Origin of the sequence: Vibrio sp. B183, assembly GCF_000740665.1 — a bacterium.
Taxonomy (GTDB): domain Bacteria; phylum Pseudomonadota; class Gammaproteobacteria; order Enterobacterales; family Vibrionaceae; genus Vibrio; species Vibrio coralliilyticus.
The window spans coordinates 138,800-162,988 of sequence record NZ_JPQB01000004.1 but is presented as its reverse complement, the minus strand read 5'-3'; the positions used below and the strand labels follow the sequence as shown (position 1 = coordinate 162,988).

The window sequence follows — 24,189 nt, the reverse complement described above, 5'->3', positions numbered from 1 at the left end:
GTCATTATAGAGTCATATTTAAACTGTGGGTTAGCTGGAAGGCAGCAGGATAGGAAGACGACAGTTGTCCTGATTACTTTACCCTTGCGAGGGAAAAAACTATAATTTGAACTATCGTTCAAAATAACCAGAGAGCTACTATGGGGAATGCTGCCAAATTCGACCGTCAGCAAGTCATCGATAAAGCCACCCATCTATATTGGGAAAAAGGCTTCCATGCCACATCAATGCGTCACCTTCAGGAAGTCATTGATATGCGTCCGGGCAGTATTTACGCAGCATTCGGCAGTAAAGAAGAACTGTTTAAACAAGCGTTAAGGCATTACACCCAAATGGGTATATCGAAACTAGAACAGTTCAAGTCCCAAAACGACTCTCCCCTAGCAGCACTCAAGGCTTTCGTTAAACATCTTGTTTTACAATCGCAAAAAGGCGCTCCAGATGGCATGTGTATGCTGGCAAAATCCGTCGCTGAGCTTACCGAAGCTAACCAAGATTTACTGGATGAGGCCAGACACTCTTTAAGATTAATGGAAAATCAGTTTGAATTAGTACTGCAACAAGCTCAGCAACAGGGGGAATTAAGTGCAGATAAAGACACTCATCGACTCGCCAGTCACGTTCAGATCCAGATCGCAGGTCTGAGAACCTATGCGAAAGCCAACAACAACCCTGAACTTTTGGAATCACTGATCGACGATATGTTCGGTCATTATCCCTTCTAATGAGAGGAGGCAATGCCTCCTCTTACTTTGCTAACTCACTTCTTTTATCGCCGCTGATAATGCGTGGAACGATTTCTCGATCTGTTCCAATGGCGACGCAATATTCATTCGATAAAAGTTAGGATTCTTCTCCCCAAACCATCCACCAGGTGTCAGCCCCATTTTCGCTTGTGTGAACAACAGACTTTTCAGTACTTCAGGCTCTAGATCGAGCCCAGAAAAGTCGAGCCAGATCTGGTTCGTTCCTTGCGGTTTAAACATTTTTATTTGTGGTAGGTTTTGCCCAATGTAAGCCTCAACCCAGTCGATGGTATTTTGTGAATAAGCGAGGAAACCCTCAAACCAAGCCTGACCATGAGTGTATGCAGCAATAGTGGCGTAATTGGTCAACGTATTACCGTGATCCAACGCCATTGAGGCCACCGTGGACTTAATCTCTTCAAGCCGAGCTTGGTTTTCGGTATAAAGATAGCCATTAGCAATACTGTTCAGACCGAAGTTCTTTGCTGGCGAGCCAATGATCGACACAAGGTTATCGTAGTTTTGGGTGAGAATACTGTTGAATTGATGGCCTTCAAATACAATGTCGGCATGAATCTCATCACTGATCACCACAACATTGTACTTGGCCGCAATCGCCACCAGCTTCGCTAACTCATCCTGAGTCCAAACGCGTCCGACTGGATTATGAGGGTTACAGAGCAGAACAATTTTGACGTTGTCCTCTCTCAATTTAGCTTCAAGGTCGTCGAAATCCAGCTGATATTGGCCATCTTCTAATGTAAGCGGGTTAGCAACCACTTTACGCCCAGCAGACTCAATCAGCCTTCTAAATTGGTGATAGACGGGGACCTGAACAAGCACACCATCGCCTTTGTTAGACCACTCTCGGATCATCAATGCAATCGCGCTCAGTACTCCCGGCACTTGCACAAAGTAACTTGGGTTAAGATCCAAACCATGGCGCTGCTTATTCCAGTCAGAAATGGCTTTAAACACACTTTCTGAGTCAAATTCATAAGCGTATTTCTCACGTTCAACGATCCGAGCCAAAGCTTGAGAGATCGGGTGAGCAACAGGGAAGTCCATATCCGCTACCCAATAAGGCAGCACATCATCAGTCCCGTATATCTGCTGAAGCATCTTGCTGTCGTGCTTGATAAATTTGTCTGAAATATCGTTTCTTTGCGGTTTTGTCGTAAACATAGCTACTCGCCTGAGGGTCATTTAATGTACTGTTCCTAGCCATAGACGACATAAAACAGCGAAAGACGAAAAAATGGGACATTTCAGACATATTTTGAACATTATGGAAACGCGTTACATTTCATGAAGTTCAGCGGTGTTTGCCCAATTTGTTTCTTAAAAAACGCGATAAAGGCGCTGTCGGAAGAAAATTCTAGCAAGTGCGCGACATCACTAACCTGACGTTCACGGCACAGAAGCTCGATGGCCTTTAGGGTTCGCCATTGCTGCTTCCACTCCTGATAAGACATACCCGTTTCGGCCTTGAAGATCCGAGTAATGGTTTTAGGACTAGCTCCCGCAGAGTTAGCTAATGTCACCAAATCGGGTGCCAGAAAGGCTTCATCCGAGACTTGACGACGGAACCTATTCAATCTCCGGTCTGTGGGCAGTGGCAACTCGTAGGAGTATGTTTTGCTTTGACTAAACTCTTCCCAAAACAGAGCGGTGTAGTTGGCCATTTCCGATTCAGGTTTGTCTATAGGCCAGAAAGCCATCTTGTTAATCAGTGCTTTCAGTAACTCACTGACTTCAATAATGGTAATCGCGTCAGGGCAAGAGAAAGCGTCACAATCAAAATACAACGAGCGGTATGCCACAACATTGGTCATAAAAGCACGATGTATTGTGTTTGGTGGAATCCAAACTGCCTTCGTGGGAGGAAGGATACAAATAGAGTCCGACAACGCGAAATTCATGCAGCCTTTTGGCGCATATAGCAACTGTCCTTTTTGGTGCTTGTGTAAGCCGGAGTCGTGTCTGCCAAGATCTGCCGCAATGCCCACCACTTTGGAATTAACACTGTCGGGATCTATCACGGAATGTTTATCGATCAGCACACCGCTGTCCTTATTTTGATGTTTTTTGTATTATTATCGTTAATAGAAAAATATTAGTGCTCCTTATACTGCGTCTCAAGTTAAATTTATTGAGGACGTATCATGAAGCACAAGCCTTCACTCTGGCTGATGTTCGTAATGCTCATGTTTCCGCAGATCGTGGAAACGATTTACAGCCCAGCACTCCACTCGATTGCAGAGGCCTTTTCAGTCAAGGATTCGCAAGCTTCGCAAACTTTATCTGTCTATTTCATCGCGTTTGCTCTGGGCGTTGTGTTTTGGGGGGTAGCTGCGGATAAATGGGGCCGACGGCCAGCAATGCTTGCAGGTATTGCGGTTTACGGCTTATCCGCCTTAGTCGCAATGCTTACCGACCAGTTTGAGTGTCTGATTGCAGCTCGAATTGCCAGCGCGTTTGGCATTGCCGTTGGTTCAGTAGTCACTCAAACGATGTTGAGAGATGTTTTCGACGGTGAAGCTCTGGCTAAAGTATTTGGTCTTATGGGTATGGGAATCGCGCTCAGCCCCGTAATAGGAATGGCCGTAGGTGGGCAACTTGCTCAAGCAGGTGGGCACACCTACGTATTTTCCGCTCTGTTTGGCATGGCGATCTTATTGCTACTCTACAACCTCTTCAGGCTACCAGAAACACAGCAATCGAGGACGCCGCTTAACCTCCATCAGCTAGGCTGGAGGATGCTCAAAGACGGTCATATATGGTACTCCACTATCTTGATTGCCGTCTTCAATATTGCGCTGTTTTCCTATTACCAACTGGGGGCATTCGCCTTTGCTAAGCTTGGCTATAGCTCTGCCCAATTTGGCTACAGTGGAATTGTGTTAGGGCTCGGTACTGTGGTTGGCAGCTACTGCAACAAATACCTGCTAAACAAGCATACTCATCCATCAGCTCTGATTAGCCTAGCCACTACATTACTGTGCGTGGGGAGCATAAGTGTCTATCTGACTCTGGATAGTATTTACTTTGTTCTCGCAATGATGCTGGTCATGATGGCATTTGGTATCGCGATTCCCAATGTTATCAGCGCAGCACTAAAAGATTACAAGCAACATGCCGGCAGCGGCGGCGCAATTCTCGGGCTTATCTACTACTTGCAGATAGGTATTGGTCTGGCGATCGCTGGACAAATACAAGATCTTGGAAAGGTCTTGATGTGTTGTGCAGTCATCGCTCTAGTAACCCACGCTACCAAGCATCGTAACCAGAACCTATTCGCTGCACTCAGAAAATAAAAACAGCCAGCATAATGCTGGCTGTTTTGCTATCAAATCCGCCTGAGTTACTCTTGCTCAAGCGCCTCTTCATCCATAGCGGCAGCACATTTAATTTCGTACTGGTTAAAGGAAAACGTACTCGTACCATGCACTCGCTTGGTGATAACTTTTTCTTCACCGTATTGAACCGTAACATGGGTATAAACTTTGTTTTTTACATCTACGATGTTGTCTTCAAGCGCTTGTTCAAACTCTAACTCATGTTTATCTCGCGCCATTTTCACTTTTTCTAGACGCGCATTGGATTCAAGTTTAAGTTTCTCAATGTTTTCTGCTTCTTCTTCGCTGCGTTCTGCTTTCGGTGTTTTCTTAAATTCCAGCTCCCGACGAACCACATCCATAGTCGCTTCTTGGGCAAGCTTATATTGCTCTTTGTATTTTTGCTGGCGCTCTTTGAAGTTCTGATAACGCGCAAACGCATTGATGTAAGTTGCAGTATCACCTTCAACACCTAGGTTAACGCACGTCACCTTCCCACCTACTTTTGCGTGACCACCACTTAAAGTTCCCTGCTTCTCGGCGGCATCAGAGACGGTTAAATCTTTACCACAGCGAATTTCGTTGTTCATACAGTGGACTGAAAGATTGATATTTTCAGCAGCCTGAAGTTCTGAGAATTGCGCGTAATTTGCTGTAATAGAACCACCCGCTTTTACATGACAACTTTTCGCTTGGTCTTCAGAAACGTTATGACCAATGATGCCTTTAGCCACATCTATGTCGCCTTGTGCCTGTACATCTGCCGATTCAATAAAACCACCAACGGTTAAGTTTCCAGTTGCACGAACCATCATATCGGACTCAATGTTTCCAGTGACGATTACATTGCCTTTGAATTTTACATGCCCGGTCGCGACACCAATTGCAGGCAAGCAAAGCGCGTCTTCCACTTCGACAGTACGCTCTTTGATCATCGGCATACCAGAAACTGCAGCGACAAGGAGATTGGGATCCTCAGGTGAGATTTCTGAACCTTTCGATTCTTTCAGTATCGCATCATTGCCAGGTTTGGGTGGAATAGGCTTCCCCTGGACTGTGATACCTGGCGTCCCTTTGGTCGCAGGGATGCGCTTCATCAACCGAGCTTTCGCTTCTACGGTGACCGTTTCACCGAGATCCAACATATCAACTTTGCCGTCTGCGTCTTGTGAAGGAGCCAGAACTTGCTTAGTGATGTCTTTGACCAGTGGGATAAACTTTGCATCTTGTCCCTGAACAGGGTTTTTGCCTTTGGCGACAGGTTGGGTAAAGGTCTCACCCGGTTTGAGTTGATGGCTCATCATTAACACTTTTTTCAGTGCTAATTTGTTGATTCCTTTAGTGACATGAGCTTGGGCTAATGCGTGTACAATCTGAGGGCCTTTAAGCGGCGAACCGCGATAAGCACCAGTGACAACCATACTGGCTAACATATCGTGATCCGATAAAACGACTTCAACCACAGCGTCTCTGATTTCCGCGATAGCAATGCCAACCAAAGCTTCGCTTTTGCCTTCTTTTGCACAGTTAATGAATCGAGTAACTTCATCATTCAATATGCAAAAATCGGTCGCACCGATGCCCGCAATCGCTTCTTCAACACCTTTGCTGTCAAAGCGACCATCGATATTCATATCTGGTCGCAATTTAGCAATAACCTGTTGATTATCATCAGATAAGCTGACTAACTTGTCCCACATTTACAGCCTACTTCATCCAGTCCCTATAACTTTAGTTTATATAATCCTCGTGAAATACAGTATTAAATTTGTGACAAAGTAAGGCTTAGGTCACTTCTCAAGGGCTTTTACACTGTAAATATAATTAAGCTGAGCTCGGGAAATGGTGTTTAGCATCTAGGCTATATACCGCCGTCACACATTTTCCTTGTTTCGAATAGTCTAATGAATCACATAGTTCTGAAGCTAATACGATCCCTCGTCCATGCGTCAAAGATTTATCAATACTTTGCTTTAACTTGTTGTAATCGAATCCAACACCATTATGTTCCAGCTCTAAGACCAGCTGCTTTTGTTCTGGCTTATAATCGATAAATAGAGTCACCCAAAGCTCTTCAGACAGTTCTTTAAGTTTCTCTTCGCGCAACTGGTAGAAGGTGAAGAAGCCATCGGGCTCTTCCTTGATTTTCGAGTCTAAATGCAATAGTCCATGTTCAATCGCGTTAGCAAACAGCTCGGACAGCACTGAACAGACCAAATCTAAATGTGGCCCTGTCATCACACCGGTCAGAAACTGTCTGACTTCGCTCATCACCGTCACCGACTTAAGCACAGATGCTGGGAAACGCATCTTTGACTGTGCCGGAGTTTTGCTGAGATAAAAGCTGCTTTGCTGCACCACTTTATCGTTACTGTTTGAAATCGGAAACTCCATGGCCAAAATAGACAAGTCATCGCCCACATTACGATTGGCAAACTTTCTCACCGACTCAAACAGCGTTGGGATCATCGCTCTCCCAGACGTTAATGCCTCTTCCAAACGCTCTTGACCGAATTGCTCTCCAAGCCCATTTTCAGCTTCTATCACACCATCGGTGTAGCAGAGGATTTTTTGATCTGGCTCCATTTTGAAGTGCACTAGATCCGATTCAAACTCATGAGATTTCAAAACACCAAGCGGCATGTGCGTGGAAACCAGTTTTCGGCTGATCGAGCCATCTTTATCCAATAGGTAACCATCAGGTAGTCCACCGCCCCACCAAGAAACTTCAAACCCGTTAGCACGAATTTCAAACACGCTTGCCGCCAACATCATCCCCATGGGTAAGAAACGTACCAATACGTCATTGAGCTCGCGAACAATCTCTCCCAAAGAAAGACCTTTCGAAGCCATAGAGAAGAACGCTCGGGTTGCAGGAATAGCCGAAATAGCAGCTGGAAGGCCGTGGCCCGTCGCATCCGCGATCATCACGTATACTCCCCCATGCGGCCGGTTTGCCACAACGATCAAGTCTCCGTTGAAAACAGTTGATGGGGTAGAAATGTAGTTGATGCCATAAATGCTTTTCACTTGAGAACTCATTTCATCCATTAAATTGGAGAAAATCGACTCCGCGATCGCATAGTCGTAGCGAACTTGCTCGTGAAACTTACTTAGCTCATCACGATGTTCCTTCACCTCATTGTGCATCTTTACAACTCGATAGTGAGCTTGAACTTTCGCCACTAGCACACTTCTCTCAACGGGCTTAGGAATAAAGTCTTCACCTAACGTCAGGCATCGCTCGAACGAATCGTGATCATCCAGTACGGTGAGAAAGATGATCGGCATATGAAGATTAGGGAACGCATCACGAATTTCCTGTGCTGTCGTAAAGCCATCCTTCACTGGCATCATTACATCCAACAAGATGACATCTGGCAGAGACGGCATCTTGAGCATTGCCTCCACGACCCCTTCACCATTCTCGAACGTCGTGACTTCTTGCGCCATTTCGCTGAGCATGAATCGACACAATTCTCGATTCGTAGCGTGGTCGTCAATTATCATGACATGCATACGGCCCTCCTTAACCGCTATTCGATAGAAAACTTCTTATCAAAACGAGAAATGGTCAGTATCTTTCGCACCTGTGGCAAGGTATTGGTAATCCGGATCATCCCGTCATCCTGCTCAAGATAGTTGTGCATATTAAGCAGCATACCTAGCCCTGCACTATCTATATAATCGACTTTCCGTAAATCGATGGTAAAACGAAAATCCTTCTTATCTGAATAACAACGACGGAACTCTTGGACTAGATTAAATCCAAAAGCCCCTTCAATTAAGATCGTTACTTGCTTGGAATTTGAATCAACTTCAGCTTCTACCGACATAATATTTCCTTTTCAACAACGAAGACTGCACCGCCTTCACGACAATATGTATACGCATGACCCATTAAAATAGCTCTACCTCTCCTTCTTCAATACTTTCCTGAGAAGCAGCTGGAGCCCCGCGATGGTCTATATTTGATTTCAGATCTGCCACAGCCTGTTTCATCTCATCAGGGTCTAGGCTGCCGCTGGCATGAGCCACGAGTATTTCAGTTACCTGATCGAGAAAATCAACACTGATCTTGGCGTAATCACCCTGTTGGACAATGATGTCTGTAAACTGTAACGCCCGAATACCGTCACCAACACGTGTATGCAGCGTGACCCCAATGGATTTGATTTTCTGAACTTCCTGTTCAACGACAGCATTAGCCGCTTTAACACCTTGAAGCATATCATCCACTTTTTCCTTAGACTCTATCGCTTCCGTCATATCGATTGATGCCATCTCCCCAACTGTTTTATTCGCTTCTTTGACCGTATCCTGAGCGACATTAATTTCCTTCTCTATTTCGCAGTTAAGCTCTTCTGCTTTTACAGAAAGGTTTCTTACTTCTTGCGCCACAACTGCAAAACCTCTCCCAGCCTCCCCAGCACGTGCTGCTTCAATCGCAGCATTCAAAGCGAGCAGGTTGGTTTGTTCGGATAGGCCACGAACTTGCGCTAACAATTTAAACACCGCATCCAACTTATCGGACATGTCATGAATACTATGTACTGCGGAAATGCTCTTCTCAGAGATATTAATGAGTGTGTCAACGAACTGGCGAATGATGGTCTCTGTTTTGGGCAAGACCTGAGTAATATCGTAGGCATTATCTTTATTACCCATAATGTTACTCACTAGCTCTTCAGCAATTGCATTTTGTCCCTCTGCTAACTTCTGCAACTCAAAGAAGCTTTCATTTAGCGTCTCTGCAGATTCATCAACAACACCATGTTGATGATCTAAAGGTTCATTTAATTGTAGGGATATTTTTTTCAATATTTCACTGACATGTAGGCTGATCTGTTTTTCGTCCTGAGATGACTTTTCACGGAACTGAGTTAACTCAGACTTATTTGGCGTAGAAGCCTCTCTAGGGAAAACAAACCATGGTATAGCCGCCGCAAGCACCATAACAGCGACATGCGCAATCGACGATGACAACGTCATCCCGATAGCAAGCAATACAATCTGCGTCCCTATAGCAAGGGCGTAGCGGATTTTTGGGGTCATTGTTATTTTATTCATAGTACATCCCTGACGTTGTGCCCGCACAGGCGCTTATTTCTTTAGACAATCACATATCTGCTGAGGTATCTGTTTAAGACTCAACACTTGTTGCGCAGCGTTCATTTCAACCGCAACTCGCGGCATTCCCCAAACAACGGAAGAAGCTTTGTCCTGAGCGATCGTCATTGCCCCTTCTTCTCTCATCTTAAGCATTCCTCGCGCTCCATCTTGCCCCATACCAGTCAAGATGACGCCGATGGCATTCTTTCCGACCGTTTCTGCAACAGTATCAAACATCACATCGACCGATGGTTTGTGTCGGTTCACTGTTGGACGATCATCCAGTTGGCAATACAAATGTTGGCCACGCTTAATGACGACTAAATGTTTATCTCCCGGAGCAACATACGCGCATCCATTCACTAACGGGGCTTTGCTCGCTGACAACTCCTTAACCTGAATTTCGCTGTTGTCATTAAGACGCTGGGCAAAAGACGCACTGAACATAGCGCTAATGTGCTGCGTTATGACAATCGGTGGCAACCCTGAAGGCAGAGCAGACAACACTTGCCTGACTGCTTCTGTTCCACCTGTCGAGGCACCTATCGCAATCACTTCAACTTTGGTTCTTAAGTTATTAGGAGCAATTGTCTGTGAAGGCGCATGTTTAGTTCTATCCTGAAAAACATTAGCGCCAGCAGCCATTTTTATCTTGTCATTAATATGATCTTTGTAATTGACCATATCTCCCGTGTTATCCACCGCTGGCTTAGGGAAATAGTCCACAGCCCCAAGTTCCAATGCCGTCAGGGTTGGCTCAGCCCCATGCTGAGTAAGGGTCGATATCATCACGACAGGCATTGGGCGCAAACGCATGAGGTTTTTCAGAAATTGCACCCCATTCATTTTTGGCATTTCAATGTCTAACGTCAGTACATCAGGATTGTGAATCTTGATCAGATCTCTAGCCTGATACGGATCCTCTGCCATCGCTACAACTTCAAGCTCGGGATCGGAATTGATCAATTGAGCAAGTAAGGCTCTGAAAACCGGAGAATCATCAACCACGAGTACTTTAATTTTCTTCATCAGAACAGCTCCACATCGTCATCATGAGGACGATGACTTTCTTTATCCAACTGACTGGCGTACTTATCTTCTTCTTGTTGCAAGTGATGAATTTCAGTGTAAGGAATGCGTTTCAACCAAGCTTGCCCTGTTAGCGGGTTAAATATAATTTTGCGTGGGTCAACGCCCCCTAAATCTTGAGCGACGACTGGCAAGTTTTCCTGCTCAACATAGTTAAGGATAAACGCGATGTTTTTTTCTCCAATCATAGAGTGTCGACCTAACATCTGCGCCCCACCAAACAGTTTAACTTTGAGTGACGAACGTCTTGCACCCTGAGAAATCAGGGTATTAATCAGCATTTCCATTGCATGGCTACCGTAACGCGATGCAGTAGAAACGACTTCATCTGGACGCCACGAGTTAATTTCCGAATGGTTATGGAATGGCAACAAAAAGTGATTCATACCACCTATCGCTGCATAATCATCCCAAACACAAGCCGCGATACATGACCCTAACCCCGTTGCGATCAACTCATCTTCATGGGTACAGTAAAGCCCTCCAGGAAACACTTTGATCATGTGCTTCTCTTTTTGAGGGTGATAAAAACGATTAAAGTGGCTATTTTCGTACTTTGGCTTTCCGGTCTTTAACCCAATCATAACTGCCCCTATTGTTTCACATAGATGGTTTTGCCTAAGTGACGAAAGATATCGCTACAGGCTCCGACGCTTTCGGAATGCCCGATAAATAAAATCCCATTAGGTTTAAGTTGCTGATGAAACCTTCTGATAAGTTTTTCTTGGGTCGGCCTATCAAAGTAGATCATCACGTTACGACACGAAATCAAATCAAAAGGTTGTCTAAAGTCCCACTTATCTAACAAGTTTAGCTGGTGAAACTGGATGTGCTTTTGCAGCCCTTTGGCTATTTTTATGTTCCCTTGCTGACCATCTCTTCCTTTAAAGAAACAGGGCTTTAGATATTGTTTAGGGATAGACGAAATCGCCTCATCACTGTAGATCCCCTGCTTCGCATGAGAGAGCACTTTTGTATCAAGATCTGTTGCCGTGATGGATACCTGTTTGAACTGGTTAAAGGCATTGGAACAGTATAGGGAAGAAACGAAACTGTATGGTTCTTCACCTGTCGAGCATCCTGCAGACCAGATTTTGATATTTTCAACCCCTTGTTTCTGCCACTCATCCAACATCACATTTTCTAAAAACTCAAAATGATGGTATTCACGGAAAAACTGGGTTTTGTTCGTCGTAAGACTATTGATAAACCTCACTCGTTCACTGTTGTCTTGTTCAATAACAGATTTGTACTCAGAGAAACGAGTGAGTCCTAGCCGCCTAAGCTGGCGGCTAATGCGTCCATAGACCATGGTTCGCTTTCGATCAGAGAAGTAAATGCCCGCATGCTTGTGCATGAACCACTGGATAAACTTAAAATCTTTATCCGTTAGCTCAAACTCAGTTGCCCCTCCTCCTTCACGAGTTAGAACTCTTCCCATTCGTCCCCTTCCTCACCCGCTTTGAATCCTGCATTAGCAACGCGTGGTGTCCTGATTTCCCTGACATTGCTGCTTTGATGCCCAGAGTCTTTCGTCTTTGGTGAATCAAAGGTGGCAACATTGTCGTCAGAAGCAAAGAAGTTCATCAGGTGGATAAGTTGCTTACCTTCATCTTTCAGCGACTGACTAGCTGCCGAGGTTTCTTCAACTAAGGACGCATTCTGCTGAGTCATTTCATCCATCGTTGTGATAGCGCGGTTGATCTCATCAATACCTGTCGATTGCTCTAAGCTCGACGAAGCTATCTGTGCGATTAACTCTGTCACCTTCTCGACTGCCTCAACGATTTCATTCAAGGTATCACCGGACTCATCCACTAGTCTGGAGCCTTCATCCACTTTCTCTACGCTATCTTTGATTAACCCTTTAATTTCTTTTGCCGCCGCCGCACTGCGTTGCGCTAAGTTTCGAACTTCACCTGCAACCACTGCGAAACCACGTCCTTGCTCGCCAGCTCGGGCAGCTTCCACTGCAGCATTCAGTGCCAATAAGTTAGTCTGGAAGGCGATTTCATCGATAACACCAATGATGTCAGCAATTTTCTTGCTCGCAGTGTTGATTTCAGACATTGCTGAGACTGCTTGACCGACCACTTCGCCACCTTTACTCGCTTTCTTAGTCGCGTCCTCCGCAAGAGAATTCGCTCCTTTCGCATTATCAGCATTTTGGCGAACAGTAGCTGTCATCTGCTCCATGCTTGCGGCAGTTTCTTCTAGATTAGAAGCTTGTGCTTCAACACGTTGGCTCAAATCATTGTTGCCTTCCGCTATTTCCGTAGAAGCGGTAGCGACTCGTGCCGAAGCTTGGGTGATCTTATCGACCATGTTGCGCAGGTTAAGTATCGAGGTGTTAACCGCATCAGACAGTCGACCGAACTCGCCCTTGTTATCCTCAGACATATTGGTATTTAAATCACCGTCCGCAACGCGACTCATGACATCAATACACTGACCAATAGGTTCGACCATGGTATCGAGCAAGTTATTAATGCCATCCCCGAGCTCTTTCATGAAGCCGCTGTATACAGAGGTATCAATCCGCTCGTTAAGCTCTCCAGAAATTGCACGCTGAATCAATGCTTCAACCTGGCGCTGACCATCTTGCTGCTCAGTGATATCTTCCCACTGTAAAGCAGGGCCGATATAGTTGCCTTGAGCATCATGCATAGCAATACAGGTCAAATTAAATTCCAGTCCCCCGACGGCGATGTTAGAACTGAATGGAAGTCTGTCCGGGTTACTAATGATGTTCCTCTGGTGGCTGGGGTTTTTATGGAAGACATCGATATTTTTACCAACCAAGTTGCTGGCATCAAATCCAGGCAGCGCTTTTTGTAAATCACTTTCTCTGGATTTAAGTAATGTCGATAATGCCGGGTTGAGGTACTGAATAATACCGTCTTTATCAGCCATCATCATATTAGTGGTCATTCCTTTCACCGCCGATGCTAAACGACCAACTTCCTGCTCTTTTGCACGTTCTTCAGTAACATCACGCCATTCGAGTGTATTACCAATATAGTTACCTTGCGCATCAGTAATCGCAGCAACATTAAGCTCTATTTTGATATCCGCAATATCAATATCGGTTTTGTAAGGGAGATTATTCGGCGTCGAGAGAAGCTGTCTCTGATGAGCTGGGTTCTTATGGAATTCATCAATACAACGTCCCATCAACCACTCTTCAGATGCCGTAAAGCCTGACCAAACTGTTCGTAGCTTCGCTTCATGCTTACCAAACAATTCGATGGTTTCTTTGTTGGCATAGGTAATAAGGAAGTCTCGGTCTATCATCACCATCGCGGTTTGGGCTTGATCAACGGCTGCTTGCAACCTGGCCACGTCATCTTGTTGAGCACGTATCGCTGTTACGTCTGACCACTCCAGAGTATTACCGATGTAATTTCCCTGTGAGTCAGTTATTGAAGCGACATTCAGTTCGATGGTTAAGTCTGCAATCTGAATGTCGGTCTTGTATGGCAAATTCGATGGGTCAGACAACAATTGCCTTTGGTGTGCTGGATTCTTATGGAATTCGTCGATGCAGCGCCCCATCAACCAGTCTTCTGAAGCCGTAAAGCCTGACCAGACAGTTCGTAATGTCGCCTCATGTTTACCAAACAACTTGAGAGTTTCTTGGTTGGCATACGTAATATTAAAATCACGGTCTATCATCACCATTGCCGTCTGAGCTTGATCAACCGCGGCTTGAAGTCTGGCAATATCGTTTTGCTGGGCTACCGCAGCAGTAACATCAGACCATTCCAGTGTGTTACCAACATAGTTACCTTGACCGTCAATGATCGCGCCGACATTCAGCTCAATTTTTACATCTTTGACTTCAATAGTAGTGGTGTAAGGCAGATTTGAAGGGTTGGACAGCATTTGGCGCTGATGTGCTCGGTTTGAGTGAAAACCATCAATACAATAGCCCATCAGAAAATCTTCATCGGCACGGAAGTTAGGCCAGAAAGACTGAAACAGCGCCTCATGTGTTTTCAGCAGATCCATCGACTTCTGGTTCACATAGGTGATTTTAAAGTCCCGATCGATCATCATCAGCGCTGTCTGCGCTGCGTTCAACGCTGAGAAGAGTTGCTCTTTAGACAACCCTTTATTACTTTCCGGCTCGTATTCATCCATTAAACTATCCTGCGCAGACGAAGCAAATTGCTCCGCAGTAGCAGGCTGTGGTTTCCGATTCCAAAATGCCATGAGTCACCTCTCACTGGTTGCTTCGTTTGACGTGTTTTAAGCCCAACTCTCTTCGTTCTGGTCAGGTACAACAAGCTCTGATACATCAAACAGAGCCTCAAGTTTTATTAATATCAGATGACCATTTTCGACTGACGCAATACCTCTTATATAGCTGTGGTCAACTGAGTGGGATACGTGCGGTGCAGGTTTTATTTGTTCATCTGTTAGCGGATAGACCTCGGAGACACCGTCAACGATGATACCTAACGGATGCATCTCGGCATCATTGAGAACAATCACCACCGTGGTTGCACTGATCTGCGCTGGGGGTAATCCGAATCGAGAACGTAGGTCAACTATCGGGACATACTCTCCACGAATCTCTAGTACACCCAGCATATAATCTGGAGAGTTGGGCACTTCACGTACCGAGCTCCAGCCACGAACTTCACGGACATCAAGAATGGGCACGCCATACTCGTCATCCCCTAACACAAAGCTCAAAAACTCTTGCGGTATGATCATGGCTCTTTCCTCAAAATTCGCTCTATGTTGAGAAGCTCTTCAGTATCGAGCAATGACATGACTTGCTCGCCTACATTTATCAGCCCTTGAAGATAAGGAGAAACAGCAGACTCGCCCACTCCTGGATAAAGCTCATTTTGCCCTTGGCTAACGACATCGCTCACAGCATCAACCACCAAGCCCATTAGGCGTTCACTTTCTTCTGCCTGAAAGCGCAAGACAATCACAACTGTGCTTGGCAGGTATTCGCATTCACCGATTTCAAACCGGCTACGTAAATCCACCACAGGCACAATCATTCCTCGCAGATTGATAACCCCTTTCACATATCGTGGTGCTCGTGGTATTGGTGTTGGGCGCTCCCAGACACGAATTTCTTCAACATCTTTTATCTCTACGCCATACAATTCGCTCGCCAACTTAAAGCTTAAGAAGTCTGCACTTTCAGAAACCCCTTCTTCGCTCACTTGTTCTAGAACGGCTTGCGCCTGAGCTTCAATCGCCTGACGAGAGTTAACCTCTGTTGCTGTTTTCATCGCAGATTCCATCACGCCCCCTTATGCTGCTAAGCCGTTGTGCGTTGAGTCAGATGCTCGTTTGAGGAAGTTGGTGATCAAGCCCTGTATGTCGAGAATTAACGATACAGAGCCATCTCCGAGAATAGTGGCCCCTGAAATGCCAGCAACTTTGCTGTAGTTAGATTCTAGGCTCTTAATCACGACCTGTTGCTGATCGAGCAATTCATCTAATAGAAGGCCTACACGGTTACCAGCTGCTTCAACGAAGCAGAGAATACGAGCATCCAGAGAACCACTCTGTCCCATCTCCAGTTCTTCTTGCAGACGAAGGATCGGAATGTTCTCTTCACGCAGGCGATACAATTCAATTCCCCCAGAGGCAAGCTTGATACATTCGGGGTCAATCTGAATCGATTCTACTATCGTCAACAGTGGGATTACGTACACCTCGCCGGCGACTTTTACCAGCTGGCCATCAAGAATAGCGAGCGTCAGTGGCAAGCTGATCGTAAAACAGCTTCCGACTCCCAACTCCGATTCCACTTCAATGTGACCACCCAACTCTTCGATGTTTCTTCTCACCACATCCATGCCGACACCTCGGCCCGAAATATCAGAAACTTCTTCTGCAGTAGAGAAACCTGGTGCAAAAATCAAATTCATAATCTGCTTTTCGCTCATGTCTTCGCGACGCGCATCTGGCGCGAGAACACCTTTTTCAGTGGCTTTATTCCAAAGCTTGTCGCAATCTAAGCCAGCACCATCATCTTTAATTTCAATGACAATAGAACCACCTTGGTGATAGGCGTTCAGCTTGATCACGCCTTGCTCTTTCTTGCCCCTTTCCAATCGTGTTTGAGGCTGCTCTATGCCGTGGTCGATACCGTTTCTGACTAAGTGAACCAAAGGATCCACAATGCGCTCCAGTACCGTCTTATCAAGCTCTGTCTGCTCGCCCTGAATTTGCAAGTCAACCTGCTTCTCTAAACGAGTCGATAGATCACGGACTAGGCGTGGGAAGCGGCTGAAAGCAAAACTCATCGGTAACATGCGGATATTCAGAACGTTTTCCTGCAGGTCCTTACTGTTTTGCAACAGTTGCGCTAATCCAACCTTAAGCTTCTCTAGCTTATCAATCGTGAAATCATTGCCGATCTCAGTAAGCATCGATTGAGTAATAACAAGTTCCCCGACCAAGTTGATCAGGCTATCAACTTTGTCGATATCCACTCTAATAGAGCTGACACTTGACTCTGTTTTCGCAACTTTTGTTGGTTTCTGTTCGGCTTTAATTGAATCTTGTTCCGCCACTTCTTTGGTTACAGAGGGGGCTTTTGTAGTGGAAGTTTGAGGCTTCTCAACTTCCTCAGGAGCTGCTGTAGTTGTGGCAGGGATAGCGGAGATAAACTCGACCGTTAGCTCACATTCATCTTCGACCCATTCGAAAATCTCTCGGATTTCCTCTTCTTTTACTTCAGCATCAAGACTTGCTTGCCATTTGAGATAGCAAAGTTCAGCTTCGATCGCTTCAATTTCAGGTAAAGACTCTGTATTCACCGTAATCTGACAGGAAGCATGAAGCTCTTTTAGCTCGCGGAGTATTCTTAGCGGGTCATTGCCACTAAAAAACATTTCAGGGTGGGGTTCAAAAGCCACCAGCCAGTGACCTTCACCGCCAGAAGTGTCTGGTTGTGAGTCATCACTATTCGTTGTTTGTTCAGAGAGTTCTTCGTTATGAGGCTCGGAATCCACAGACGCTTCACCGAGTAACTCATGAAGCTGCCCACTGACCTCTTTTTGCAGTGCTGTGTCTACTTCACTGCCTTGTTCATGCCCTTCCAGCATGCTCTGGATACAATCACCACTTTTAAGTAGCAGATCGACAGTCTCTGCAGTGAGATCTTTTTCATTATTACGGACCAGATCTAGGTAGGCTTCTACAGAGTGGGTAAATTCACTGATATCAAACAAGTTAAATGTTGCTGCTCCTCCCTTAATCGAGTGAGCAGCACGAAAGATGGTATTAATGGATTCTTCATCGAGAGAAGTCACATCCAGATTAAGTAACACATCTTCCAACACCTCAAGATTTTCACGACACTCTTCGTAAAACATCTTGCGCAATTGTTCCATATCTAAAGCCATAAGCTTTTTTCCCTGCCAGATGACGTTGTTAATGAATTATTTGATTTAGATAACGCGTTTTAGAGTTTTTAGAAGCGTTTCTGGGTTAAATGGCTTAACTAGCCATCCCGTTGCTCCGGCTGATTTACCTTGTTGTTTTTTTTCGGTACTGGTTTCAGTCGTCAGCATGAGAATAGGAACGAACCTGTACTGAGGCTTATCTCTCAGCGCCTTAACAAGCTCGAACCCTCCCATATTGGGCATATTGACATCCGAAATGACCACATCAAATTTGCTACTCGCGACTTTGTTGAGTGCATCTCGACCATCATTTGCGGTTTCGACTTCATAGCCAGCATCACGTAACGTGTGGCTCACCATCTGGCGAATGGATACAGAATCATCTACTGCAAGAATCTTAGTCATTTTGATTACTCTCCGACTTTAGTTTTAGCTCAAACACGTCTTGCAAACCCAGCGTATCGATGCCTTCAAGTAGAACATCACTAGGTTTAAGCAACTGAATTTCTCGTTGATTCTTCTTTGCGGAAATAAAAAGAGAAGAGAGTAGTTGTACGCCAGCCGCATCCACTCTTGCCACTGAACTAGCGTTTAACTGAATAGAGTCGTGATTGGCAAACCATTCTTGATAATGAGTCGTTGTGTCTAGCACTGTAGAAATGTCTAGAGACTCAGGAAGTAAACATTCCATGTTTCTACCTACACTTTTCTTATAATTTCCTAGCCGTTATGGAAGCTTTTCGCTTAATTTTGAGTGTAGGAAGGAATAGATATTTAGCAAATTAACAAAATCAAATTATGAACTAAAAGTCATATATTTAGGGCGTAAATAAGGCTAATTACCTTGTTTTTTAAAGGGTTAGTTCGTTAATGAAGGACAAAATAATTTCCATATATTTTTTATAGATAAAGGGATATTTGCAAACAAATCAAAAACATCTACCTTTTGTTAGTTCTATCAACCAAGAAATCTAGCACATCATTTACGGAGCACTTCAGAGTTTACAATGTAAATTGTAAACGTATTGCTTGCCCTATCGAATATCACAATTATTGAGCCACATTAGAGTATTCCCCAACATCGCTACGCAATAACATCAATACTAAACTACGCTCATATTTCATTATTAAGTTTAATTAACTCAATACCGCTTATCAGCGCTTAAGTGGACGGATGATAGGAAAGAGTCTATGAACCTTTTTGCTGATCTCAAACTACGTTGGAAGTTAATGGCAATTATCGTCATTCCGGTTGTGTGTTTAGTCTATTTTGCCCAAACACAGGTGATGAGAAACGTTGCTCTCGTTGAAGAAGATAACAACATACTGATGCTGTCAGAGTTTTCAGTTAAAGCTAGTGCTCTCGTGCATGAGTTACAAAAAGAGCGAGGCATTACCGCCGGCTTTATGGACAGCCGCGGCTTACGCTTCTCGAATGAAGTTCAAGAGCAACGTAGAAACGTAGATGCCAAGAGAGAGCAGCTCAGGTTGTTCATGCAAAGTTTTGATCCTTCTATCTATGGCTCAGCCTTTGAGAAGCAGTTGGATCATTCACTATCTGTACTGAATGAATTGGATTCGAAGCGGGCAGAAATAGATACCCTTGAGATACCTAAAAGCCAGGCAATTGGATTCTATACAGACATGAATGCCCAGTTCTTGGGTGACATTGTTCATCTTTCTAAAGCCAGTTCAAGTGGAGAGCTCAGCTCTATGGCCGCTGCCTATGCAAACTTTTTGCAAAGTAAAGAACGAGCAGGTATTGAACGTGCATTGTTAATGGGGGTATTTGCTAATGATGAGTTCCAAGGGCGGCAGTACGAACGCTTCCAAAATCTTGTATCCGCTCAGACCAATTACACTAGTGTATTCAAAACCCTCGCAGCGCCCTCACAACTAGAAATATACCGCGGAACCATGACTGGGCCGATCATGGAAGAAACGGCCTCTTTTCGTGAGATAGCTATTGAATACGCTATGATTGGTGGCTTTGGTGTTGACCCGGCAGAGTGGTTCAAAGCGCAAACAGCAAAAATCAATCTGCTCAAGCAAGTAGAAGATAAACTGGCAAATGATCTCATCACCCTAACACAAGCTTATGCGGATAAAGCGAGTTCCGAACTCACAAGAGATATCATTTTAATGGTAGCCGCACTGTTACTGACAGCACTTGTCGTTTATGTAGTGCAAAAAGGTATTACCGTACCGATTACAGCTGCTGTACAAATAGCCAACTCTATCGCTTCAGGGAAACTGAACAATCAAATTAATGCCAGCTCGAATGATGAATCAGGTATGCTGCTCAAAGCCCTCTCAACCATGCAGGAAAATCTTCTCCAAGCGCAACGTGACCTTGAAAAGAGAATGGAACAGGAGCGAGTACAAGCAGAAGAAAATAGCCGTATTCGTCAGGCCCTTGATCAAGTATCCGCAAGTGTGATGGTAGCGGATAACAACAACGATCTCATTTACCTGAATCACGCGATGCATCAAGAATTTGCTCGAAATGTATCAAGTTTCAGCAATGCCATTAAAGGTTTTGACCCTGAAAGGTTACTAGGTAGAAACATTGGTCTATTCAGTCACACAACTGAATACCAACGCATTCTTCAATCAATAGATAAAACTGTGGCTGTAGAGATCAACATCGACAAGCGAATCTACAAAGTCATTGCGAATCCGGTAATGGGCGAAAATGGAATTCGCCTAGGAACCGTCATTGAGTGGGATGATTTAACGGAGCAACGTGATGCAGAGCTGCAAGTTGAGAATGTCATACGTGCAGCTGCATCAGGCCAACTCAGCACTCGTTTAGATACCACTCGCCTGAGTGGCTTTATGCACGATCTTGGCGATGGTATTAACGAGCTTCTCGACGCCATCGTCGGACCATTAACGATCGCTGCAGATTGCGTGGCGAAAATATCCCTAGGCCAGATCCCCGATACAATCACCGATGAGTACCGCGGCGACTTCAACAAACTGAAAAATAACTTAAACACCTGTATTTCAGCCATCAACCTGCTGGTCAAGGATGCCAACAACCTAGCAGATGCAGCAATCGCAGGTCAGCTATCAGCAAGAGCCGATGAAACTCAGCATCAAGGTGATTTCAGAACCATCATCAAAGGGGTCAACAACACGCTAGATGCGGTTGTCACACCGCTCACGGTGGCAGCTAATTGCGTCGATCAAATAGCGAAAGGTCAAGTGCCCTCACCTATTGAAGAGCACTACAATGGTGACTTTAACCTACTCAAAAACAACCTCAATACATGTATTGCCGCCATTAAACAGCTTATCGATGACGCCAACGCATTAGCGATTGCCGCGGTTGAAGGAAAGCTAGATAACCGGGCAGACACCTCACGCCATCAAGGAGACTTCAAGCAGATTGTTGAAGGAATGAACCAAACATTGGATGCCATGGTTGAACCGACGAATGAATGCAAAGAAGTTCTCGCTCGCTTAGCAGATGGCGACCTAACCAGCACAGTGAAAGGTAATTACCAAGGCGATTTTGCTGTATTGAAGGAAGCCGTGAATACCAGTATTGAAAACTTGCTAGAACTGATTAAAAACATTAGCCAATCAGCCGGTATCGTCAACAACTCGGTGAGCGAACTATCAAGCGGTGTTGTTAACTTGAGCCACCGAACCGAAGACCAAGCCGCGTCATTAGAACGGACCTCTGCGTCGATGTCTGATATGACTGAGTCGGTAAAACAAAATGCCGACAACGCCAGTTTGGCAACTGACTTAGCGCGAGATGCTCAAGTCAAAGCACAACGTGGTGGAGAAGTTGTTGAGCGAGCGGTAGTGAGCATGGCAGAAATCAACAGTTCCAGTAAGCGGATTTCAGACATTATCGGTGTCATTGATGAAATCGCCTTCCAAACTAACTTATTGGCACTGAACGCTGCCGTAGAGGCAGCACGGGCTGGTGAACAAGGACGAGGGTTTGCCGTCGTCGCAGGAGAAGTACGCAATCTAGCTCAACGCTCAGCTCAAGCAGCCAAAGAGATCAAGGAATTGATTCGAGATAGCGTACCCAAAGTGGAAGAAGGTACGGAGCTGGTTAATGAATCTGGTTCGACACTCAAAGATCTCGTTTCCTCGGTAGAAAAAGTAACGTCTATGATTGCTGAGATTTCAGCAGGCTCTTCAACTCAAAGCAATCGAATTTCTAAGGTCAATGAGACCATTAAAGACATGGATGATATGACTCAGCAAAACGCAGCATTGGTAGAAGAAGCTTCCGCAAACAGTACGTCAATGGAAGAACAAGTCAACAGTGTTATCCAACTGCTGTCCAGCTTCAAAATTGAAGATATTTCTCCATCACCATCGAGCCGAACAGAGGCTCAAACTGTGCTCAAGGTGAGTAACTATTCGTACTAAGAAGAAACATTTAAACAATAAAAGAGGAGATATATTCTCCTCTTTTTTATACGCTGTTCTAGTAGGGTAAAGCCTGAAATCGGTCCCTTTTACAGTGTAAATTCGGGCGTTTTCATACGATATCCAACAAGGCCTGTATATCTGTTCTCAATTGCTGCTCGGTTTGCTTTTTCCCAGTAAAACCAAATTCTTCACTACACGCTTGCCAACTGCGTTGCTGCAACACCTTACGGATCACAAGAGATGAGCAACCTATTATTGCTTTGTTCGAGGACAGCACCCAGTTGGCGATAAACGGAGCCACACTTTCGAACCCTGCCCCGCCCAGACTATAGTTTCTAACAAGCCTCTCAAATTCACATTCTGCTACGGAAGCATCTTCCTTACGCAATAGATTACGTACAATGTCAGTTTCAATATCAGCGAATACATCACCGAAAAGATAACGCATAGACTGATGAAAATGCTGCTCAGCCACCGAAATCCAATCGAAACTCCCTTTGACCATGACCACTGAATGGCAGCCACTCGCTTGATCTCTTTGCACACCTAACTTAACAGGAACAAAACCATTCTTACGCCAGAAACGAATTAACTCACTAGTCGCCCCAAAGCTGGTGGACATAAACTGACTCCCTGACAGCTGCGTCAACTGCTCTAACATGGCTGAGCCAAGCCCTTGCTGTTGATAGTCAGGATGTGTAGCAATTCTCATCACTCTGAGGCTTGGCTGGCTGGCTGCTTGGGTTAAGCCAAGGTGATTGGCTAGCATCACTGGTACCAAGTGCCCTCTTGGCCTTCTTTGTCCTTGTTGTATCGATTTAATTAAAGGCTCTTCTAACTCACCCTCTTTAATCGTTAACATACAACCTAGGCAATATTGTTCTGAGAATGCCGCATAAAGCTGGATCGCATCATCTTCGAGCAACAGCATTAAATCATTTGGTGATGTTTGATAGTGAGCGTTTACCAGTAACGCAAAACAAGATCGCAGTAAATCAGGCTGAACCACAAGTTGTTGCTTGTCGATTAGCTCCAATTTATTTGGCGGTAAAACAGTGAGAGGCGGCGTCTCAATTTCGGTATTAAGCAAAAAAGTCTCAAACAGCCAACGTTCGACAGGGTCATTCTCATTCCAGCGAATCGGCTGATCCAAGTGATAAAACACCGCACCAGGTCTTTGCTGTCTGAGCCAAGTCTGAAACTTGAGTGTGAAACCGCGTCCGCACCCCTCATAACCATGAATCGTTGTCGAAAACACACAACGGTGGTGGCGCTCGACCATTTTCTGCAACATTGGAATTGGAATTGCGGACGCTTCATCAACCAATAGCAAATCGCATTCAGGAGACATTCGAAGTAGTGCATCAGGCGCAATAAACGTCAGAGTCGATTGATCCAATTGAATGGAGCCTTTTTTGATGATTGCCTCTGGCAGCAATCGTTGAGCATGTTCAAACACAGGAGCCACTGTCGCAAGACTCGGAGCAGTCACTACAATATGAAGGTCACGCGCTTCCATCAATTCAGCGGCAGCAATCCCCAAAGCACTGCTCTTCCCTCTACCACGGTCAGCGGTCATTACCAAAGGACGTTTGCGATGACCCTCAACCACTTTTCGTATTTTCTCAACAGCAGCTCTCTGCTGCGCTAAAGGCTCAGCGCTGGTGCTATCAACTTGAGGCAGTTTAGGCAAAGGCTTAGCCTGCTCAACCTGAATCAGCGAACCTAAAGCAGCATAGAACCATTGTTCTGACAACGAAAGAGAATCGGAATCAGCTGGTATTATGACAACCAAGCCACCACCAGTTACGCAGCCCAATGCGGCACTAAAGGAATTAGCGTCAAATCCATCGGAAAAATCGCAAATGAGAAGGCCACACTCTTGCCCTAGTAACTTCTGCCCTTGCTTAAAAGTAACCAGATGTACATTATCGTCGTCACTTTTCCCACCCAGCTGATAAATAGCAGAATTTGAAAACAACGCCTTAAGGGCTGACAACATACTGGACTGCCAGTCAACACTGCCTTTAAGCACCACTCCAAACCTGTGATTCGCGTTATTGGCGGATTGAATAAGCTGAAAAAAATAATTGTGCATGGCCGTTGTCAAAGTTC

At 45.1% G+C, this 24,189-nt stretch carries 19 protein-coding genes; 3 read left to right on the top strand and 16 right to left on the bottom strand.

The features are described 5' to 3' along the window. Window positions 1-140: 140 nt before the first annotated feature. Window positions 141-725, top strand: a complete 585-nt coding sequence (locus IX95_RS03770) for a TetR/AcrR family transcriptional regulator (protein WP_038156968.1) — start codon at window positions 141-143, stop codon at window positions 723-725. A gap of 30 nt (window positions 726-755) precedes the next feature. On the opposite strand, the gene IX95_RS03765 is transcribed toward IX95_RS03770, so the two are convergent. Together IX95_RS03765 and IX95_RS03760 are read right to left on the bottom strand one after the other, a co-directional pair. Continuing rightward, on the bottom strand, window positions 756-1,931 hold the full coding sequence (locus IX95_RS03765; protein WP_038156965.1) for a MalY/PatB family protein: 1,176 nt from the start codon (window positions 1,929-1,931) through the stop codon (window positions 756-758). 101 nt (window positions 1,932-2,032) lie between these two features. Continuing rightward, window positions 2,033-2,809 (bottom strand): AraC family transcriptional regulator, encoded by a 777-nt coding sequence (locus IX95_RS03760; protein ID WP_038156963.1) that lies wholly within the window; start codon window positions 2,807-2,809, stop codon window positions 2,033-2,035. A 102-nt stretch (window positions 2,810-2,911) separates the two neighbouring features. On the opposite strand from IX95_RS03760, the gene IX95_RS03755 reads away from it, so the two are divergent. Further along, complete coding sequence (locus tag IX95_RS03755; protein ID WP_038156961.1) at window positions 2,912-4,063, top strand: multidrug effflux MFS transporter; 1,152 nt, start codon at window positions 2,912-2,914, stop codon at window positions 4,061-4,063. A gap of 47 nt (window positions 4,064-4,110) precedes the next feature. Here the strand turns inward: IX95_RS03755 and IX95_RS03750 are convergent, their stop codons facing one another. From IX95_RS03750 to IX95_RS03690, 13 genes are all read right to left on the bottom strand, one after another. Next, the gene (locus IX95_RS03750; protein ID WP_038156960.1) at window positions 4,111-5,784 is read right to left on the bottom strand and encodes a DUF342 domain-containing protein; all 1,674 of its coding nucleotides are present in this window, start codon (window positions 5,782-5,784) and stop codon (window positions 4,111-4,113) included. A gap of 124 nt (window positions 5,785-5,908) precedes the next feature. Next, window positions 5,909-7,603, bottom strand: a complete 1,695-nt coding sequence (locus IX95_RS03745; protein ID WP_021457794.1) for an ATP-binding SpoIIE family protein phosphatase — start codon at window positions 7,601-7,603, stop codon at window positions 5,909-5,911. Between the two features lie 17 nt (window positions 7,604-7,620). After that, entirely contained in the window at window positions 7,621-7,920 is a 300-nt protein-coding gene (locus tag IX95_RS03740; protein ID WP_006959923.1) for an STAS domain-containing protein, read from the bottom strand. 64 nt (window positions 7,921-7,984) lie between these two features. Further along, the gene (locus tag IX95_RS03735; protein ID WP_443082991.1) at window positions 7,985-8,752 is read right to left on the bottom strand and encodes a methyl-accepting chemotaxis protein; all 768 of its coding nucleotides are present in this window, start codon (window positions 8,750-8,752) and stop codon (window positions 7,985-7,987) included. 435 nt (window positions 8,753-9,187) lie between these two features. Then, window positions 9,188-10,225 (bottom strand): protein-glutamate methylesterase/protein-glutamine glutaminase, encoded by a 1,038-nt coding sequence (locus IX95_RS03730; protein ID WP_038156953.1) that lies wholly within the window; start codon window positions 10,223-10,225, stop codon window positions 9,188-9,190. Next, window positions 10,225-10,869, bottom strand: coding sequence for a chemotaxis protein CheD (locus tag IX95_RS03725; protein WP_006959917.1), 645 nt, complete (start codon window positions 10,867-10,869; stop codon window positions 10,225-10,227). Before IX95_RS03725 ends, IX95_RS03730 begins: the two co-directional genes overlap by 1 nt. A gap of 8 nt (window positions 10,870-10,877) precedes the next feature. After that, window positions 10,878-11,726 (bottom strand): CheR family methyltransferase, encoded by an 849-nt coding sequence (locus IX95_RS03720; RefSeq protein ID WP_038156949.1) that lies wholly within the window; start codon window positions 11,724-11,726, stop codon window positions 10,878-10,880. Beyond that, entirely contained in the window at window positions 11,711-14,428 is a 2,718-nt protein-coding gene (gene aer2 / locus IX95_RS03715) for an aerotaxis transducer Aer2 (RefSeq protein WP_038156947.1), read from the bottom strand. The genes IX95_RS03720 and aer2 overlap by 16 nt, the downstream gene beginning before the upstream one ends. A 108-nt stretch (window positions 14,429-14,536) precedes the next feature. Beyond that, a complete protein-coding gene (locus IX95_RS03710; protein WP_019277401.1) occupies window positions 14,537-15,007 on the bottom strand; it encodes a chemotaxis protein CheW in 471 nt (156 codons plus the stop codon). Continuing rightward, window positions 15,004-15,543, bottom strand: coding sequence for a chemotaxis protein CheW (locus IX95_RS03705; protein WP_038156945.1), 540 nt, complete (start codon window positions 15,541-15,543; stop codon window positions 15,004-15,006). Before IX95_RS03705 ends, IX95_RS03710 begins: the two co-directional genes overlap by 4 nt. 21 nt (window positions 15,544-15,564) lie before the next feature. Beyond that, window positions 15,565-17,670, bottom strand: a complete 2,106-nt coding sequence (locus IX95_RS03700) for a chemotaxis protein CheA (protein ID WP_038156943.1) — start codon at window positions 17,668-17,670, stop codon at window positions 15,565-15,567. Between the two features lie 45 nt (window positions 17,671-17,715). Then, the gene (locus IX95_RS03695; RefSeq protein WP_038156941.1) at window positions 17,716-18,075 is read right to left on the bottom strand and encodes a response regulator; all 360 of its coding nucleotides are present in this window, start codon (window positions 18,073-18,075) and stop codon (window positions 17,716-17,718) included. After that, window positions 18,068-18,361, bottom strand: a complete 294-nt coding sequence (locus IX95_RS03690; RefSeq protein ID WP_006959908.1) for an STAS domain-containing protein — start codon at window positions 18,359-18,361, stop codon at window positions 18,068-18,070. Before IX95_RS03690 ends, IX95_RS03695 begins: the two co-directional genes overlap by 8 nt. A gap of 500 nt (window positions 18,362-18,861) precedes the next feature. Between IX95_RS03690 and IX95_RS03685 the strand changes: the two genes are divergently transcribed. Then, window positions 18,862-22,071 carry a methyl-accepting chemotaxis protein gene (locus tag IX95_RS03685; RefSeq protein ID WP_038156939.1) on the top strand — a complete coding sequence of 1,070 codons (3,210 nt, stop codon included), beginning with the start codon at window positions 18,862-18,864 and terminating at the stop codon, window positions 22,069-22,071. Window positions 22,072-22,183: 112 nt separating this feature from the next. On the opposite strand, the gene IX95_RS03680 is transcribed toward IX95_RS03685, so the two are convergent. Further along, the gene (locus tag IX95_RS03680) at window positions 22,184-24,172 is read right to left on the bottom strand and encodes a tRNA(Met) cytidine acetyltransferase TmcA (protein WP_038156937.1); all 1,989 of its coding nucleotides are present in this window, start codon (window positions 24,170-24,172) and stop codon (window positions 22,184-22,186) included. Window positions 24,173-24,189: the final 17 nt, after the last annotated feature.

Excerpts from the sequence above, each read along its gene's own strand:
- IX95_RS03745 (WP_021457794.1), bottom strand. The coding sequence starts at position 7,603 with ATGCATGTCATGATAATTGACGACCACGCTACGAATCGAGAATTGTGT.
- IX95_RS03720 (WP_038156949.1), bottom strand. The coding sequence starts at position 11,726 with ATGGGAAGAGTTCTAACTCGTGAAGGAGGAGGGGCAACTGAGTTTGAG.
- IX95_RS03765 (WP_038156965.1), bottom strand. The coding sequence starts at position 1,931 with ATGTTTACGACAAAACCGCAAAGAAACGATATTTCAGACAAATTTATC.
- IX95_RS03690 (WP_006959908.1), bottom strand. The coding sequence starts at position 18,361 with ATGGAATGTTTACTTCCTGAGTCTCTAGACATTTCTACAGTGCTAGAC.
- IX95_RS03770 (WP_038156968.1), top strand. The coding sequence starts at position 141 with ATGGGGAATGCTGCCAAATTCGACCGTCAGCAAGTCATCGATAAAGCC.
- IX95_RS03730 (WP_038156953.1), bottom strand. The coding sequence starts at position 10,225 with ATGAAGAAAATTAAAGTACTCGTGGTTGATGATTCTCCGGTTTTCAGA.
- IX95_RS03680 (WP_038156937.1), bottom strand. The coding sequence starts at position 24,172 with ATGCACAATTATTTTTTTCAGCTTATTCAATCCGCCAATAACGCGAAT.
- IX95_RS03700 (WP_038156943.1), bottom strand. The coding sequence starts at position 17,670 with ATGGCTTTAGATATGGAACAATTGCGCAAGATGTTTTACGAAGAGTGT.
- IX95_RS03725 (WP_006959917.1), bottom strand. The coding sequence starts at position 10,869 with ATGATTGGGTTAAAGACCGGAAAGCCAAAGTACGAAAATAGCCACTTT.
- IX95_RS03705 (WP_038156945.1), bottom strand. The coding sequence starts at position 15,543 with ATGAAAACAGCAACAGAGGTTAACTCTCGTCAGGCGATTGAAGCTCAG.
- IX95_RS03735 (WP_443082991.1), bottom strand. The coding sequence starts at position 8,752 with ATGGGTAATAAAGATAATGCCTACGATATTACTCAGGTCTTGCCCAAA.
- IX95_RS03750 (WP_038156960.1), bottom strand. The coding sequence starts at position 5,784 with ATGTGGGACAAGTTAGTCAGCTTATCTGATGATAATCAACAGGTTATT.
- IX95_RS03695 (WP_038156941.1), bottom strand. The coding sequence starts at position 18,075 with ATGACTAAGATTCTTGCAGTAGATGATTCTGTATCCATTCGCCAGATG.
- IX95_RS03740 (WP_006959923.1), bottom strand. The coding sequence starts at position 7,920 with ATGTCGGTAGAAGCTGAAGTTGATTCAAATTCCAAGCAAGTAACGATC.
- aer2 (WP_038156947.1), bottom strand. The coding sequence starts at position 14,428 with ATGGATGAATACGAGCCGGAAAGTAATAAAGGGTTGTCTAAAGAGCAA.
- IX95_RS03755 (WP_038156961.1), top strand. The coding sequence starts at position 2,912 with ATGAAGCACAAGCCTTCACTCTGGCTGATGTTCGTAATGCTCATGTTT.
- IX95_RS03710 (WP_019277401.1), bottom strand. The coding sequence starts at position 15,007 with ATGATCATACCGCAAGAGTTTTTGAGCTTTGTGTTAGGGGATGACGAG.
- IX95_RS03685 (WP_038156939.1), top strand. The coding sequence starts at position 18,862 with ATGAACCTTTTTGCTGATCTCAAACTACGTTGGAAGTTAATGGCAATT.